Origin of the sequence: Sphingosinicella sp. BN140058 (assembly GCF_004135585.1) — a bacterium.
In the GTDB taxonomy this organism is placed as follows: Bacteria; Pseudomonadota; Alphaproteobacteria; order Sphingomonadales; family Sphingomonadaceae; genus Allosphingosinicella.
The window spans coordinates 3,725,618-3,740,124 of the sequence record NZ_CP035501.1 but is presented as its reverse complement, the minus strand read 5'-3'; the positions used below and the strand labels follow the sequence as shown (position 1 = coordinate 3,740,124).

14 protein-coding genes are annotated in these 14,507 nt (G+C 66.5%); 9 read left to right on the top strand and 5 right to left on the bottom strand.

The window, feature by feature from the left end; all coding sequences use genetic code 11:
* Nucleotides 1-183: 183 nt before the first annotated feature.
* The 5 genes from ETR14_RS16805 to ETR14_RS16785 all read left to right on the top strand — a co-directional run bounded on the left by ETR14_RS16805 (nt 184) and on the right by ETR14_RS16785 (nt 7,829).
* Complete coding sequence (locus tag ETR14_RS16805) at nt 184-2,445, top strand: TonB-dependent receptor (protein ID WP_206185855.1); 2,262 nt, start codon at nt 184-186, stop codon at nt 2,443-2,445.
* Between the two features lie 70 nt (nt 2,446-2,515).
* Nucleotides 2,516-3,574 carry a DUF1611 domain-containing protein gene (locus ETR14_RS16800; protein ID WP_129392003.1) on the top strand — a complete coding sequence of 353 codons (1,059 nt, stop codon included), beginning with the start codon at nt 2,516-2,518 and terminating at the stop codon, nt 3,572-3,574.
* Complete coding sequence (locus tag ETR14_RS16795; protein WP_129386440.1) at nt 3,571-4,677, top strand: hypothetical protein; 1,107 nt, start codon at nt 3,571-3,573, stop codon at nt 4,675-4,677. The genes ETR14_RS16800 and ETR14_RS16795 overlap by 4 nt, the downstream gene beginning before the upstream one ends.
* Complete coding sequence (locus ETR14_RS16790) at nt 4,677-6,239, top strand: serine hydrolase (RefSeq protein WP_129386438.1); 1,563 nt, start codon at nt 4,677-4,679, stop codon at nt 6,237-6,239. The genes ETR14_RS16795 and ETR14_RS16790 overlap by 1 nt, the downstream gene beginning before the upstream one ends.
* A 60-nt stretch (nt 6,240-6,299) precedes the next feature.
* Nucleotides 6,300-7,829: a TolB family protein gene (locus ETR14_RS16785; protein ID WP_129386436.1), complete on the top strand. Its 1,530-nt coding sequence runs from the start codon at nt 6,300-6,302 to the stop codon at nt 7,827-7,829.
* Here the strand turns inward: ETR14_RS16785 and bla are convergent.
* A complete protein-coding gene (bla, locus tag ETR14_RS16780; protein WP_129386434.1) occupies nt 7,811-8,665 on the bottom strand; it encodes a subclass B3 metallo-beta-lactamase in 855 nt (284 codons plus the stop codon). The genes ETR14_RS16785 and bla overlap by 19 nt on opposite strands.
* Before the next feature lie 152 nt (nt 8,666-8,817).
* Between bla and ETR14_RS16775 the strand changes: the two genes are divergently transcribed.
* Together ETR14_RS16775 and ETR14_RS16770 are read left to right on the top strand one after the other, a co-directional pair.
* Nucleotides 8,818-9,615: a transporter gene (locus tag ETR14_RS16775; protein WP_129386432.1), complete on the top strand. Its 798-nt coding sequence runs from the start codon at nt 8,818-8,820 to the stop codon at nt 9,613-9,615.
* A gap of 44 nt (nt 9,616-9,659) precedes the next feature.
* Nucleotides 9,660-10,529, top strand: a complete 870-nt coding sequence (locus ETR14_RS16770) for a LysR family transcriptional regulator (protein WP_129386430.1) — start codon at nt 9,660-9,662, stop codon at nt 10,527-10,529.
* On the opposite strand, the gene ETR14_RS16765 is transcribed toward ETR14_RS16770, so the two are convergent.
* Both ETR14_RS16765 and ETR14_RS16760 read right to left on the bottom strand, forming a co-directional pair.
* Nucleotides 10,526-11,041, bottom strand: a complete 516-nt coding sequence (locus ETR14_RS16765) for a DUF2939 domain-containing protein (protein ID WP_129386428.1) — start codon at nt 11,039-11,041, stop codon at nt 10,526-10,528. The genes ETR14_RS16770 and ETR14_RS16765 overlap by 4 nt on opposite strands.
* 348 nt (nt 11,042-11,389) lie before the next feature.
* Nucleotides 11,390-12,358, bottom strand: a complete 969-nt coding sequence (locus ETR14_RS16760; protein WP_129386426.1) for a LysR family transcriptional regulator — start codon at nt 12,356-12,358, stop codon at nt 11,390-11,392.
* A gap of 124 nt (nt 12,359-12,482) precedes the next feature.
* On the opposite strand from ETR14_RS16760, the gene ETR14_RS16755 reads away from it, so the two are divergent.
* The gene (locus ETR14_RS16755; protein ID WP_165356482.1) at nt 12,483-12,818 is read left to right on the top strand and encodes a UrcA family protein; all 336 of its coding nucleotides are present in this window, start codon (nt 12,483-12,485) and stop codon (nt 12,816-12,818) included.
* A gap of 93 nt (nt 12,819-12,911) precedes the next feature.
* Here the strand turns inward: ETR14_RS16755 and ETR14_RS28420 are convergent, their stop codons facing one another.
* Nucleotides 12,912-13,088, bottom strand: a complete 177-nt coding sequence (locus ETR14_RS28420) for a hypothetical protein (RefSeq protein WP_165356481.1) — start codon at nt 13,086-13,088, stop codon at nt 12,912-12,914.
* 162 nt (nt 13,089-13,250) lie between these two features.
* On the opposite strand from ETR14_RS28420, the gene ETR14_RS16750 reads away from it, so the two are divergent.
* Entirely contained in the window at nt 13,251-13,955 is a 705-nt protein-coding gene (locus tag ETR14_RS16750) for a nuclear transport factor 2 family protein (RefSeq protein ID WP_129386422.1), read from the top strand.
* A 67-nt stretch (nt 13,956-14,022) separates the two neighbouring features.
* Here ETR14_RS16750 and ETR14_RS16745 read toward each other — a convergent pair whose 3' ends face one another.
* Nucleotides 14,023-14,397, bottom strand: a complete 375-nt coding sequence (locus tag ETR14_RS16745) for a GFA family protein (RefSeq protein ID WP_206185854.1) — start codon at nt 14,395-14,397, stop codon at nt 14,023-14,025.
* Nucleotides 14,398-14,507 lie beyond the last annotated feature (110 nt).

Below are 14,507 nucleotides of genomic sequence, written 5' to 3'. Positions count from 1 at the left end.
AGGTAGCTACTGTCCGGATCAGGACATACAATCCCGGGATCGGAAAATGTGGATCAGAGTGGCGCAATCTCGGCCGATCTGCAAAATGTTGCGGAGCAAGAGCGCCTTCCACGCTGCGTCAGGAACCCGGATCAATCATAGCGGCCGCTTCGCGGCGGCTCTCGACAAGAAAGGACTGGGGGAATGACGAGGTCCAAATCCTTGACGATGCGCTGGGCGCTTGCCGCCTCTGCCGCAACCTCGCTCGTCACCGGCGCCGCGGCGGCGCAGGAGACGCCGGCCACGCGAGACCAGGTCGCGCGAGATGCAGGTGGTTCCGATGAGGAAATCATCGTGACCGCGCAGCGGCGGGAACAGGCGCTGATCGAGGTTCCGCAATCGATCTCGGTCGTGTCGGGCGCGACGCTCGAGGGCCAGCAAGCCGACAGCTTCGCCGATTATCTCAAGCTCGTCCCCGGACTGCAGCTGGACGAGAGCCGACAGGGCCAGGCGCGCCTGATCATCCGCGGCGTCAATACCGAGGGCGTCGCTTCCACCGTGGGCGTCTACATGGACGAGACGCCCTTCGGATCGAGCAGCGGCCTGGTCAACGCGGCCGTGCTCGCCGGCGACTTCGACACGTTCGATCTCGACCGGATCGAGGTCCTTCGCGGTCCGCAAGGCACCTTCTATGGCGCGAGTTCCTTGAGCGGCGTGCTCAAATTCGTCACGCGCGCGCCTTCCACCGACCGGATCGAGGTTCGGACACGGGCGGGGATCGAGACCTCGGATGGCGGCGATGCCAGCTACCGCGGCAATCTTGTCGTCAACATTCCCTTGTCCGACAGCGTCGCCTTTCGTGCGTCGGGTACCTATCGGCGGGAGGGCGGCTTCATCGACTCGATCGGAACCGGCGGCTCGGATGTCGACAAGAACATCAACGATGCCGAAATCTATGGCGGCCGCGCCTCGCTCCTGATCAAACCCTCCGAAACCTTCAATCTACGCCTGACCGCCGTGGCCCAGAATATCAAGGCGGACGCAGCGTCGCTGGTCGAGAGCGATCCGGACACGCTCGACACGCTGTACGGCAGGCTCACGCAAGCTCAGTTCGTGCCCACGTTCAGCGATCTGCGCTATCGCGTCTACAACGCCACCGGGACGCTGGACCTCGGGTTCGGCGAGCTGACCTCGTCGACCAGCTACGCGACCCAGAAGCAGAAACTGCAGACGGACTACAGCTTCGCTCTGTCGCCGCTGATCGAAGCGCTTCTGGGCGTGCCGAACGAGTTCTTCCAGGCGCAGAGGACCGATTCCAAGAAGTTCACCCAGGAGCTTCGGCTCTCGGGCGAGAGCAAGGTGGCCGACTGGCTGGTCGGTGCCTATTACACCAGCGAAGACGGCCTCATCCTTCAGGACTTCATTGCCGCAACCCCAGGATCGACGACGCCGATCGCAGGCCTGCCGCTGATCGGCTTCGCGCGGGTGGAATCGGACTATCGCGAAATTGCCGTGTTTGCCGACGTCACCTGGCACCTGACGGACCGCTTCGAGATCGATGTCGGCGGCCGCTACAGCAGCAACAAGCAGAAGGCTCACCAGCTGACCGACGGCATATTGGTCGGCGGCGCGAACGATTTCGGCAACATCCGATCGAAGGAGGACGTGTTCACCTATTCGGTCGCGCCACGCTTCGCGCTCAGCGACGATGCTTCGATCTACGCCCGAATTGCCAAGGGCTTCCGTCCCGGCGGGCCCAACGTCCTGCCTCCGGGAGCTCCCGCCGAGTTCGGCAGCTACGATTCCGATTCGGTGATCAGCTACGAGGCTGGCTTGAAGATGCAGAGCGCCGATCGCGTCTTCGGCCTCGACATCGCGCTGTTCCACATCGACTGGAAGGACATCCAGTTGCTCGCAACCCAGGATGGCTTTAATTTCAACGCCAATGGCGGCGGTGCCAAGGTCGACGGCGCGGAACTCTCCGCCCGGATCAATCCGACCCCCGGTCTCTCGCTGTCCGTGAACGGCGCCTACACCAACGCCCGGCTGACCACCGACACCGAAATCGGCGGTCTCGACGGGGACAGACTACCGTTCACGCCCAAGTTCAGCGCCTCGCTCAACGCCGACTACAAATGGGCGGTCGGCAACGATGCCACGGCCCGCATCGGCGGCTCCTTGCGCCACGTCTCGAGCCAGTCCGGCAGCTTCGACACTGCGTTCCGCACCGAGAACGGGCGGCAACGCCGCGTTGAGGCCTACGACGTAATAGACCTGCGCGCAGGCGTCGATTTCGGGCGCTTCTCCGTGGACGCCTTCGTCCGCAACCTCGGCAACAGCCACGGGCGTACCTCGACCACGGGCACCGACGTGTTCGGCGGCTTTCCTCTCTATCCGGGAGGCGCGATCGGCACCGGCGTGATCCGGCCGCGCACGTTCGGCATGTCGCTGGGTGCCGAATTCTGAACCGAGGGACACCGCGGCAGCGGCCGTCCATCTCTCGCCGGCAGGGAAGTAGCGCGTGAACCACAATCGTATCGACACGGCGACCCCGGGGAACGCGGTCCACCCAGCGCTCGGCGCGCTGGCGCTTCCCCAGCCCTACCTTCTGTTCCTGGGCGACACGATCGAGCCGGGTTTCGCCAAGACCGCCTTCGGGCTGCGCGACTGGGCCCGGGACAAGTGCATCGGCGAGTTCGCCTGCTCGCCGGATGCGGTCAGCACCGGGCTGCCGCACATGCGGCCCGCCGCCGCACACGCCAAGGGTGCGCGCGCGCTGGTGATCGGTGTCGCGAACAGCGGCGGAGTCATTCCGGCGCACTGGCGCGCATCGCTGGTCGAGGCGCTCGCGGCGGGGCTCGACATCGTCAGCGGCATGCACGTCCGCCTCGCCAGCCTGCCGGATCTCGCCGAAGCGGCTGCGCGTTTCGGCCGGCGGCTGATCGACGTCCGCTCGCCGCCCGCCACGATCCCGATCGCGACCGGGCGCAAGCGCAGCGGCAAGCGCCTGCTGACCGTCGGCACCGACTGCGCCCTCGGCAAGAAGTATAGCGCGCTGGCCATCGCACGGGGTATGCGGGCGCGCGGCCTCGACGTCGATTTCCGCGCCACCGGCCAGACCGGGATCATGATCTCGGGCAGCGGAATTCCGATGGACGCGGTGATCGCCGATTTCGCCGCCGGCGCGGCCGAGATGCTGAGCCCCGATGCCGCTCCTGACCATTGGGACGTGATCGAGGGCCAGGGCTCGCTCTTCCACCCCGCTTATGCCGGCGTCTCGCTCGCGCTTCTTCACGGCAGCCAGCCCGATATGTTCATCGCCTGCCACGAGGCTGGCCGCGCGGCCATTCTGGGTACGCCAGGATTTGCCTTGCCGGATCTGGAAGAGGTGATCGCGCTGACCCGGACGTTGGGGCGCCGCACCAATCCGGCGATACGCTGCGGCGGCGTGACGATCAACACCGCCAGGCTGTCTGACGAGGATGCCGCGATCCTGCTCGACGGGGAGGCGGATCGACTCGGGCTCCCAGTCGCCGATCCGATGCGCGGCGGGCCGCGGTTCGAGCGGCTGCTCGATCAGTGCCTCGCGCCATGACGGAAGGCTCCGCCGCGCCGCCGACCCGGTTCCAGCGCTGGCTGCTGCCGGGCCTCGCCTTCAAGGCGGTGGTGATCGGTGGCGGCTATGCGACCGGCCGGGAACTCGCCGAATTCTTCCTTCCGAGCGGCCCCGCCGGGGCACTTGCCGGAATGCTGCTCGCGACCGTCCTGTTCAGCCTGGTCTGCATCGTCACCTTCCTGTTCGCCCGCGCCACTGCCGCTCGCGATTACGGGAGCTTCTTCAAGGCGCTGCTCGGCCCGGGCTGGGTCGCCTTCGAAGCTGTCTACATCCTCTTCGTGATCCTGATCCTCGCCGTCTACGGGGCTGCCGCGGGAGCGATCGGCGAGGCCCTGCTCGGCCTCCCGGCGATCGCCGGCACGCTCGTGCTGATGGCGGGGATCATCCTGTTCGTGACCTTCGGCAACAAGGCGGTCGAGCGGCTGTTCGCCTGGGTCTCGTACCTGCTCTACGGCATCTACGCCCTGTTCGTGCTGCTCGCCTTCGTCCGCTTCGGCGATCGCATCGGCGAGGGCTTCGCCGTCCACGCGCCGATGGACGGGTGGGCGCTCGGCGGTGCCACCTATGCGAGCTACAACATCATCGGCGCCGTGGTCATCCTGCCGGTGCTGCGGCACCTCACCAGCAATCGCGACGCGGTGATCGCTGGCGCGATCTGCGGGCCGCTGGCGATGCTGCCCGGCCTGCTGTTCCTCACCGCGATGGTGGCCTTCTATCCGGAGGTGGCAAGTGCCACCCTCCCCTCCGATTTCCTGCTCGCGCGGATGAACCTGCCGCTCTTCCAGCTCCTTTTCCAGGCGATGATCTTCTCGGCTCTGCTCGAGAGCGGCGCCAGCGCCGTCCATGCGATCAACGAGCGGATCGACGCGGTCTGGCAGCGCCGCCGGGGCACGCCGCTCGGAGCGCAGGCCCGGCTCGTCCTCGCCCTCGTCCTGCTCGCCGGCTGCATGCTGCTGGCGGGGCGCTTCGGCCTCGTCTCGCTCATCGCCGGCGGCTACCGGGCGCTCGCCTGGCTGATGCTCGCCGTCTTCGTCCTGCCGCTGCTCACCCTCGGCACCGCCCGTCTGGTCAGGAGGTCCTGATGATCCGCACGCTTGCTTTGTGTCTCGTCCTGCTCGTCCCCGCACCCGCAGCCGCGGCGCCGCCGGCCGATTTCGCGAGAAGGGTCGAAGCCTTGCGCAAAAGCTCGGGCACGCCAGGCGCGGTCGTCGCCATCGTCGAGAACGGGCGCACCACCTTCGCACGCGGCTTCGGCGTGACCGATCTCAGCGCACCCAAACCGGTCGACGCCGACACTCTGTTCTTCACTGGATCGACCGGCAAGGCCTTCACCGCCGCGGCGCTCGCGATCCTCGTCGACCAAGGCAAAATCAAGTGGGACGACAAGGTGATCGACCACATGCCCGATTTCCGGCTGTGGGATCCCTGGGTGACGCGGGAGTTCACCATTCGCGATCTGCTCGTTCACCGCAGCGGCCTCGGCCTCGGCGCGGGCGATCTGCTGTTCGTGCCCCGCAGCGATCTTGCGCGCAAGGAGATCGTCCGACGACTCCGCTTCATCCCGCCTGCGACCAGCTTCCGCAGCGCCTACGCCTATGACAACGTCCTCTATGTCGTCGCCGGCCAGCTGATCGAGGAGGTAAGCGGATCGAGCTGGGAGCAGTTCATGATCCAGAACGTCCTGCGCCCGGCCGGCATGATGCGCACCACGGTCGACATTCCCGGACGTGCGGCCGCCGGCAACATCGCCCGGCCGCATGCCCGGCTTAACGGTCCGATCCGCGGTTCGGGCGATCAGGAGCCGCTCGGCCCAGAAGCGGTGATCCCGGCGGTTGCGGCGCCGGCGGGCGGCATGTCGGTGAGCGCCAACGACATGAGCAAGTGGCTGGCGCTTCAGCTTGCCCATGGCGACCTTCCCGGCGAGGCGCGCCTGTTCAGCGACGTGCAGGCCAAGGAGATGTGGACTCCGCAGGTGCTGATGCCGATCAGCCCCTGGCCCGAGCCGATCCGGCAGACGCAGGCGAATTTCAGCACCTATGCGCTCGGCTGGAACGTGCGCGACTATCACGGCGCCAAGATCGTCCTTCATGGCGGCGGCGTGTTCGGATCGATCACCCAGGTGGTGCTGATCCCCGAGAAGAATGTCGGCTTCTCGATCATGATGAACAGCGAGGAATCGGGCATGCTCGCCGGCCTCACCTACGAGCTGCTCGACCATTATCTCGGCCGCCCTCGCGGCAAATGGCCGGAGGCGTTCACTGCCTTTCTCGACGCCCGCCAGAAGGAGGCGATCGCCTTCCTGCAGACGCCGGCGGCGCAGCCGGCGAAGGTCGGGCCGTCGTTGCCGCTCTCCGCTTATGCGGGCGCCTATCAGGATCCCTGGTTCGGCACGATCAGGATCCGCGAGCAGGACGGCAAGCTCGCCATCGATTTCCCGCACTGGCCGGGGCTCGCGGCGACGCTCGAGCATCATCAGTACGACACGTTCAAGACGCGCTTCAACGATCCGGTGGTCGAGCCCGCTTACGTCACCTTCGCCCTCGACGCCGAGGGCAAGGTGGCTCGGATCACGATGCAGCCGGTCTCTCCGATCGCCGACTTCAGCTACGATTATCGCGACCTCAACTTCACGCCGGCGCCCTGATCCCACTCGCCTCCGCTAGCGATCGCCGTTAGCGTGCCGAGCAAAGGCAGGGGAGACGAGATGCGTATCAGGCTTTTGCACGGCGGCCTCGCCCTGCTCCTCGCCGGCACGGCCGGAGCGGCCGCGGCGCAGGGTCTGGCGCCGTTCGAGCGCTCGGCCGATATCGGAAGGGTCGCCGTGGCCGGTGCGGCAGTGCGGGAGCCGTCGTGTGCCTTTCGGATCACCGGCGGCGGTGCCAACATCTGGGGCAGCGCCGATGCCTTCCGTTACGTGTGGACCAAGCGTTCCGGCGATCTCCACATCGAGGCGGACGTCGCCTTTCTCGGCAAGGGCAAGGATCCGCATCGCAAGGCCGGTCCGATGATCCGCCAGAACGAGTCTCCGGGATCGCCTTATGCCGATCTGATGCTGCACGGCGACGGCCTCGTCTCACTTCAATATCGGGACGTGCAGGACGGCCCGACCCACGAGATCCGCGCCAACGTCACCGGCGCCGGGCGCCTGCGGCTGGAGCGGGAGGGCGACTATGTCTTCTTCTCGGTCGCCGGACCGGACGGGATCTTCCGTCATGGCGGCGGCAATTACCGGATCCGCTTCGCCGAACCCTATCTCGCCGGCCTCGCCGTATCCGCCCATGACGACAAGGTCACCGAGACCGCGTCCTTCACCAACGTCACGCTGCACGTGCCGAAGCTCGCCCACGTGCCCGACACCGGCTATCCGGCCGCGGTCGAGAGCACGCTTGAGATCATGGACCTGACCGGTGCCGAAGGCCGGCGGGTCGTCCACCATTTCGACGGCAAGATCGAAGCGCCGAACTGGACTCGCGACGGCAAGTGGCTGATCTACAACAGCAAGGGTCTGCTCTATCGCATTCCGCCGACCGGCGGCGAACCGGCGCCGATCGAGACCGGGCCGCAGCGCAAGAACAACAATGACCACGGCTTGTCGCCCGACGGCACGATGCTCGCCATTTCCGATCAGTCGGAGGCGGACGATCATTCCCGCATCTACGTGCTTCCGGTCGGCGGATCGAAGGCGCCGCGTCTGGTTGCGAGCCACCCTTCGACTCCGTCCTACTGGCACGGCTGGTCTCCCGACGGACGTACCATCGCCTATACGGCGACACGGCCGGACACGAACGACTTCGACATCTACGCCCGGGACCTCGCCGGCGGGCCCGAACGGCGGCTGACCGATGCCAAGGGGCTTGACGACGGACCCGAATATTCCCCCGATGGGCGCCACATCTATTTCAACTCGGCGCGGTCCGGCGCGATGCAGATCTGGCGGATCGATGCCGACGGCGGCAATCCGCAGCCAGTGACTAGGGATCCGGCGTGGCGCGACTGGTTCCCGCATTTATCCCCCGACGGGAAATGGATCGTCTTCATCTCCTTCGGCCTCGACGTCGAGCTCGGCGACCACCCGCCTAATCGCGACGTCGTGCTGCGCATCATGCCCGTGGACGGCAGCGCGCCACCGCGGGTGCTGACCACATTGTTCGGCGGTCAGGGCACGATCAACGTGCCCTCCTGGTCCCCCGACGGCAAGCAGATCGCCTTCGTCAGCTACCGGCTGGTGCGCTGAGCGCGCTGGGCGGCGAGTTCCTTTTCGAAGCCGCGTTCGGCGCTTGCGATCTGGCGCTGGAGCGCACCGGGATCGACGAAGGCATCACCGTCACCCGCCTGCTGGCGGGCACGCTTGCCTTCCAGATCGAAGAATTCGGGATGGAAGTTGACGAAGATGTCGGCCTTCATGCCCTTCAGCTTCGCGTAGGTGGCGCGAAAATCGTCGGCCGCATTCGGGTAGACGGGATCGTCGATCAGATTCTGCCCGGCGACGGTGAGACTGCAGGCGAACAGGATCGTTCCGGCGTCGGTTCGCATCGACCAGCTCGTGCAGCCGCGCGTGTGGCCCGGCGTCAGGTTGGCAGTCAGCACGGTAGCACCAAGGCGAAGCTGTTCGCCATCGCCGACGACTCGATCGACCTTGACCGGGGGCGCCGACGGCAGCTCCGGACGCCCGGCGACCTGCCCGCTCTCGAGATCGGCACGATCGCCGGCACTGGCGACGAGCCTAGCGCCGGACAGCCGCTTCAGTTCGGCAAGACCCCCGGAATGATCGAAATGCGCGTGGTTGATCAGCAGATATCTGACGTCGCGCAGATCGAAGCCGAGTGCGCGGATATTGGCGGCGATCAGCGGAGCACTCTCCGGAAGGCCGCCGTCGATCAGCACATGGCCCTTCGGATCGGTGATCAGATAGGCGCCTAGCCCCTTGGTGCCGACATAATGAACATTGCCGGCGATCCGGAACGGCGCCATCGGCCGATTCCATTCGACCCGCTGTCGGCTGCCCTGTGCCGACGCCGCGGTCGACATGCCGCTCCCGAGCAGCACCAAAGCCAGGATCATGTTTCGCATCGTCACTCCCCTTCAAGGTTTCCGGCGTGATGCCGCGTCGCCCGCCGGTCCGGCAAAGGATCTTCCGTCGCTGCAGCCGTGAGAAGAAGTAATGCGTCGCGCGCACGTGCATTCGAGGCGCCTTGCCGCCGCATTGTCTCTATAAGGCTCCGATGAACCGCCTCCTGCCCCTGATCCTGCTCGGCGTCGCCTGCGCCGCCGCCGCTCCCGCCGATGCCGAGACGCTGCGCGATTTCTGCGTCGACGCGCCGGGACTCGGCACGCCGGCCTGCACGATCGACAAGGGCCATGTCGCGCTCGAAGTCGGGACCGTCGACTGGACCCGCAATCGCGACGCCCGCAGCCGCGAGGACATTATTCTCGCCGGCGACACCCTGCTTCGCTACGGGGTCACCGAGAGCCTGGAGGTGCAGTTCGGGTGGACGGCCTACGGCCATGTCCGCCAGCGCAATGCCGACGGCACCATCCGCAAGACCGACGGCAGCGGCGACGTGCGACTTGCCCTGCGCCAGAACCTCGCCAACCCCGATGGCTCGGGTTTTTCGATCGCGCTGATGCCGACGATCACGCTGCCGACCGGCGGATCGGCAATCGGCGCGGGCGACTGGACCGCCGGCTTGCTGGTGCCGGCCAGCTATGAACTCGGCGGCACGCTTTCGCTCGGCATCACCGCCGAGATCGACGACGCCGCCGACGAGGGCGGCAGCGGCCACCATCTCGCCTATAGCGGCATCGTCGGCCTCGAAGCGTCGTTGACCGAAACCCTCAGCGGTGCGGCGGAGCTCTCCGCCGAGCGCGACGACGAGCAGAAAACGACCGAAATGCTGGCCGGCTTCTCGCTGGCGATGATGCACGGCGAGTCGCTGCAATTCGGCGCCGGTGCCAATCTCGGCCTCAACCACGATACCGCCGACCTGCAACTCTATCTGAACGTCGCCAAACGCTTCTGAGCCGGACGCTTCCGCTCCGCCGCGGATATCGATAGCCATTGCGCATGGTTCGTCCACATCTGCCCCTCAATGCCCTTCGCGCCTTCGAAGCTTCGGCGCGTCACCTGTCCTTCACCCTCGCCGCGATCGAGCTCTGCGTCACCCAGGCCGCGATCAGCCATCAGGTGAAGGGGCTCGAAGAGAAACTGGGACACAAGCTCTTCCGCCGGCTGCCGCGCGGCCTGGCACTCACCGATGAAGGTCTGGCGCTGCTGCCGACTCTGGTCGACAGCTTCGACCGGATCGCCGACGCGCTCGAACATGTCGGCGAAGGCCGCGCCCGCGAAGTCCTCACCGTCGGCGCGGTCAGCACCTTCGCCACCGGCTGGCTGATCCCGCGCCTGCCGGCCCTTGCCGAAGCCTGCCCGGCGCTCGACCTGCGCCTGTTCACCAACAACAATCGGGTGGACATCGCGGCGGAGGGGCTCGATTTCGTGATCCGCTTCGGCGACGGCGCCTGGCACGGCACCGAGGCGGTAAAGCTAATGGAGGCACCGTTCGCGCCCTTGTGCACGCCGTCCATCGCCGCTCGCCTGTCGGCTCCGGCCGATCTGCTGCGCGCCACGCTTCTCCGCTCCTATCGCAGCGACGAATGGACGCGCTGGTTCGCCGCTGCCGGCATCGAAGCGCCGCCCGTGCGCGGCCCGGTGTTCGACTCCTCGCTCGCGATGGTCGACGCGGCGGCGCAAGGCCTGGGCGTCGCCCTGGCCCCGCCGGCAATGTTTACCCGCCTGCTCGGCGATGGCGCAATCGTCCAGCCGTTCGCGGCGGGCGCATCGGCCGGCGCCTATTGGCTCACCTGGCTGAAGTCGCGCCGCCCGACCCTGGCGATGGATTCGTTCCGCGACTGGATCGCCGAGGCCGCGACGGCTTAAGCGCGCGGCGCTCTCGTCGGCGGCAGATCGATGCCGACCAGTTTCCAGCCGAGGCCGCGCCGCTCGAACACGAGGCCGCTGTCCGGCATGTCCTTGCCGGCGACGACGAAGCGGTTGAACCCTTCGCGCCGGATCACCGGGTCTGCCTTGTCCTTGGCCCCGTCATTTTTTGCTTCGATGGTGAGGTTGGTGAACGCCTGGTTGATCGCCTTGGGCGAGACCATCCGGTCGACCAAGGGTCCGATCAGCGCCAGGCCCATCATCGCGGCGAGCTTGGCCTGCGGCGCATCGTCCTTCTTCGATTCCTGCTCGATGCGGGCGGTGAGGTCCGCCTTCATGTCCTCGCGCAAAGCCGGGTAGTCGACATAGGCCGAAAAGCGCGCCTCGTCGCGATCCTTTGCCGCGGCGACCATCGAACGCACCGTCCATGCCGGCGAGAAAGCGTACCAGCTGGCCCCTGCGACGAGCAGCAGGATGAGGGCGACGACAGCCGTCACGATCGTTTTGCGCATGCAAGTCTCCAGAAGCGGCTGGAGGTGAGCAGCGAATCGGGTCACGGTCAAGCCGAAGGGCGACGCCGGCAGCTTTGCCGCCTGGCTGCCATTTGAGGTCCGGCCGTGTTCGGCGCGATCGACGACCGTAATGACCGTTATTACGGTCGATTTTCAGCCCTCGTCCGCATAGCTTCGGCGGCTCATCCTTCGACATCGCGCCAGACACACCGACGCAGGACCGCGGTGCTTCGTTTCTGTCCGACCCTTTGCCTTCAAGGTAGGGCGATGCCCCGTGGCGAAGGATACGCCGAAGCGCAAACAGCAGAACATATCATGAACACAATTTAAAATCAAGGTGCCCGTCTATCACAGCCGCACGCTTTCGGAATCTTTCCCGTTCGCGGCCACAGGCCGGTGCGGCTCCTCGAACGCCGAGACTCGCCGCTGCTCGCCCTCGCGCGCCAGCCGGCTCAGCCGGTCGGCGAGGAAATCGAGCACGATCCGGACCGACGGCACATGGCGTAGGCGCTCGTGGGTGAGCAGCCACAAACCCTTGCGACCATCCTGGCCGGGCGGCAGACAGCAGATCAGATCGGGATCGAAATCGGCGACGAAGCACGGCAAGGCCGCGAGGCCGAAGCCCGACCGAACCGCAGACAGCAAGCCGGTTGCCGAGCCGTGATGGATCGCCACCGCGTCCTCGAGCTCGTTCTGCTTCAGCCACTCGCCATAATGCTGCCAGACGTTGCGGCCGCCGCCCCCGATCAGCGGATGACGCCGCAGCGCGCGGCGGCTGCGCGGGCGTCCGTTCGCCTCCGCGTAGGCACGGCTGCAATAGATGGCCCACATCCCGGTGGCGACCCGTCGCCCGACCAATCCGGTACCGCTCAGCGAGTCGGCGCTTCGTAACGCGACATCGGCGGCGCCGGCGGCGAGATCGCGAACCTCCTCACTGGTCTCGAGTTCGATCCGGATCTGGGGATGGGCCTCGTGGAGGTCGCGGAGGATCGGCGCGAGCACGGTCACCGCGAATATTTCCTCGGTGGTCAGGCGAACGATACCGCTCACCTCGCGGGCCTGCGCCGCCGCGGCATCGGCAAAGCCGGTTGCCGCCGCTTCAACGGCGCGGGCGTGCGCGATCAGTGCTTCGCCAGCCGCGGTCAGGGTGTAGCCGGCCTGACGCCGCTCGAACAATGTCGTCCCGATAGCCTCTTCGAGTGCGATCACCCGGCGCGCGGCCGTGGTTTGGCTGACCCGCAGCGTGCGGCCGGCGGCCAGCGTGCTGCCGCTGTCGGCTACCGCCAGGAAATAGCGAAGATCGTTCCAGTCCAGCATTCCTCCATTCTGCACTTTTGCAGAATGCCTGCGCAACATCGTTGTTCGTCTCTCCTACCCGAACAGGCGTAATGAGGGACTGCGCCGGCGCCGGCACATGCTTCAAAAACATATGGAGACAGCGATGAAGACCCTGCTTTCGCTGGCGACGGTCGGCGCCCTTTTCACGTTCACGCCGGTCGCAGCCAAGAGCGTCGAACAGCCGCAGACGGCGCGTGTCGGCTTTGCCGATCTCGATCTCGGCAGCACCCGAGGCATCGCCGAGCTCGACCGCCGCATCGCCGCCGCAGTGCAGGATTATTGCGGCACCGCCTCGGACATCAATGTCAAAGGCAAGAACGACGTTCGCCGCTGCCGCGCCGAAGCGCGTCGCTTTGCCGCCCAGCAACGCGAACAGGCGCTTGCCGCTTACGCGAATTCCGGCCGTACCCTCGCCAGCGCCGCAGCCGGCCACCGGTGAACTGCGCGCGGGCGGCGCGTAACAAAGGAAAGGCGCGGTTGCCTGGGGCTCCGCGCCTTTCTCCTGCGGCAGTCAGCCCTGTGTCGGAGCGGATCAGGCTTCTTCTGAAACCTCCGCGGCGGCGGCCTGGCGCCGCGCCGACTCGGCGGCATCCATGCGCCGCATAATCGCCTTGAGCACGATATCCGGAATGCGCTTTCCCTCCGCCGCGAGACGCTGCACGTCGGCGAGATCGGCGTCGCTGATATGGTGGCTGGCGTTGATGAGCATGCATATTTGTTACCCGATTCACCGTTGCCAAAGTCATAACGACGCCGTCCGATTCATCCCGCGGGCGCCTGAATCAAGGCTCCCGCCCCGCCGAATAGCGACGGGACACAAGGCGGCTGCTGGAGTAGAGTGCGGATCGGCCGGGCTACCACGGGAGCTATCATGTCCGTTCCGCGACTTGCGCTCGCCTGCGTGGCCGCGCTGCTGCTCGCCGCCGCGCCTCCTGTCTCGCAAGAGGAAATGCAGGTCCAAGCCGTGTTCCAGGCGGTACAGGAAGCGGTCGAGGCACGCGACGCGGCCCGCTTGCGGGAACTCGTCCATCCGCGTTTCGAGATGCTCCACGCCTTCGGGCAGGTTGACGAGTTCGACATATGGCTGAAGCTGGTGGCCGGCGGCAAGCTTCCCCGCCAGACGGCCGACATCCGAGAATATGATCGCCGCGTCACCCGCGTCGGAGACACCGCCGTGCGGAGTTCGATCGTCCGCTTCCGCGATGCGAAGAGCAAGCGGGATACGTGGCTGCGGGGATCGACTGTGTTCGTGCGGGAGGGCGGCCGATGGCGCGAGCTACGTCATCAGTCCGCCCTGCTCTACGAGGCGCCGAGCGTCGATGCCGTTGGCCTCAGCGATTATCTCGGCGCCTATGCGATTCCGGAACGCGATGGTTTTCGCCTGACCGAGCAGGACGGATTGCTCCACCTCGTCTGGACCACGGGTGCCCGCCTTCCGCTCGTTCCAATCGGTCCCGACCGGTTCGGCGTCGGCCCGCTCTCGACGATGACCTTCGCCCGCAACGGCGCCGGAGCCGTCGTTTCGGTGACCCGTGCCGACACGGAGCGCACCTGGTGGACCGCGACGCGGCAATGAACCGGTGTTCTTCAGCGTCAACGAACCAGCTTTCCCCTCTCCCTGCCCTTCCCGAAGGGAAGAGAGATCACCCGTTGGCGCCGTGCAGGAAGGTGATCGGGACCGGGCCCTGGCCGAAATCGTAGCGCGAAGTTTCCGCGCCGCCGGTCTCGACGAAGCCGTCGATCAGCCTGGCATTAACGCCGATCTTGCCACCGAACTGGTGATTCGAGTGCCAGTGGGTGGTGCAGCCGCATTTCGGGCAATGGTGGAAGCGGATCGTTTCGTCACCCCACACATAGCCTTCGGTAAAGCCGTCGGTCGCCACTTGTTTGTCGTCATAGTGCGCCCACAGCATGCCGCGACGGCTGCACAGCGAGCAATCGCAGGCGACCACTTCCGTCGGCGTCTCGGTAAGCAGGAGACGAACGGAATGGCAGTGACAGGCTCCACGGACGCTCACGAGCGCCTCCTTGCGAGTCGCCCCCGGCCGGAGTCTACCCTTCCTCTCCCCTTCAGGGGAGAGGGTAAGGAGAGGGGAGACCCGTTCTAGAGCGCCAGCGCGGGAGAAGG

Bases quoted from the DNA above. Each gene is read 5' to 3' on its own strand.
- ETR14_RS16805 (WP_206185855.1), top strand. From the start codon at position 184: ATGACGAGGTCCAAATCCTTGACGATGCGCTGGGCGCTTGCCGCCTCT.
- ETR14_RS16795 (WP_129386440.1), top strand. From the start codon at position 3,571: ATGACGGAAGGCTCCGCCGCGCCGCCGACCCGGTTCCAGCGCTGGCTG.
- ETR14_RS16790 (WP_129386438.1), top strand. From the start codon at position 4,677: ATGATCCGCACGCTTGCTTTGTGTCTCGTCCTGCTCGTCCCCGCACCC.
- ETR14_RS16785 (WP_129386436.1), top strand. From the start codon at position 6,300: ATGCGTATCAGGCTTTTGCACGGCGGCCTCGCCCTGCTCCTCGCCGGC.
- bla (WP_129386434.1), bottom strand. From the start codon at position 8,665: ATGCGAAACATGATCCTGGCTTTGGTGCTGCTCGGGAGCGGCATGTCG.
- ETR14_RS16775 (WP_129386432.1), top strand. From the start codon at position 8,818: ATGAACCGCCTCCTGCCCCTGATCCTGCTCGGCGTCGCCTGCGCCGCC.
- ETR14_RS16770 (WP_129386430.1), top strand. From the start codon at position 9,660: ATGGTTCGTCCACATCTGCCCCTCAATGCCCTTCGCGCCTTCGAAGCT.
- ETR14_RS16765 (WP_129386428.1), bottom strand. From the start codon at position 11,041: ATGCGCAAAACGATCGTGACGGCTGTCGTCGCCCTCATCCTGCTGCTC.
- ETR14_RS16760 (WP_129386426.1), bottom strand. From the start codon at position 12,358: ATGCTGGACTGGAACGATCTTCGCTATTTCCTGGCGGTAGCCGACAGC.
- ETR14_RS16755 (WP_165356482.1), top strand. From the start codon at position 12,483: ATGAAGACCCTGCTTTCGCTGGCGACGGTCGGCGCCCTTTTCACGTTC.
- ETR14_RS28420 (WP_165356481.1), bottom strand. From the start codon at position 13,088: ATGCTCATCAACGCCAGCCACCATATCAGCGACGCCGATCTCGCCGAC.
- ETR14_RS16750 (WP_129386422.1), top strand. From the start codon at position 13,251: ATGTCCGTTCCGCGACTTGCGCTCGCCTGCGTGGCCGCGCTGCTGCTC.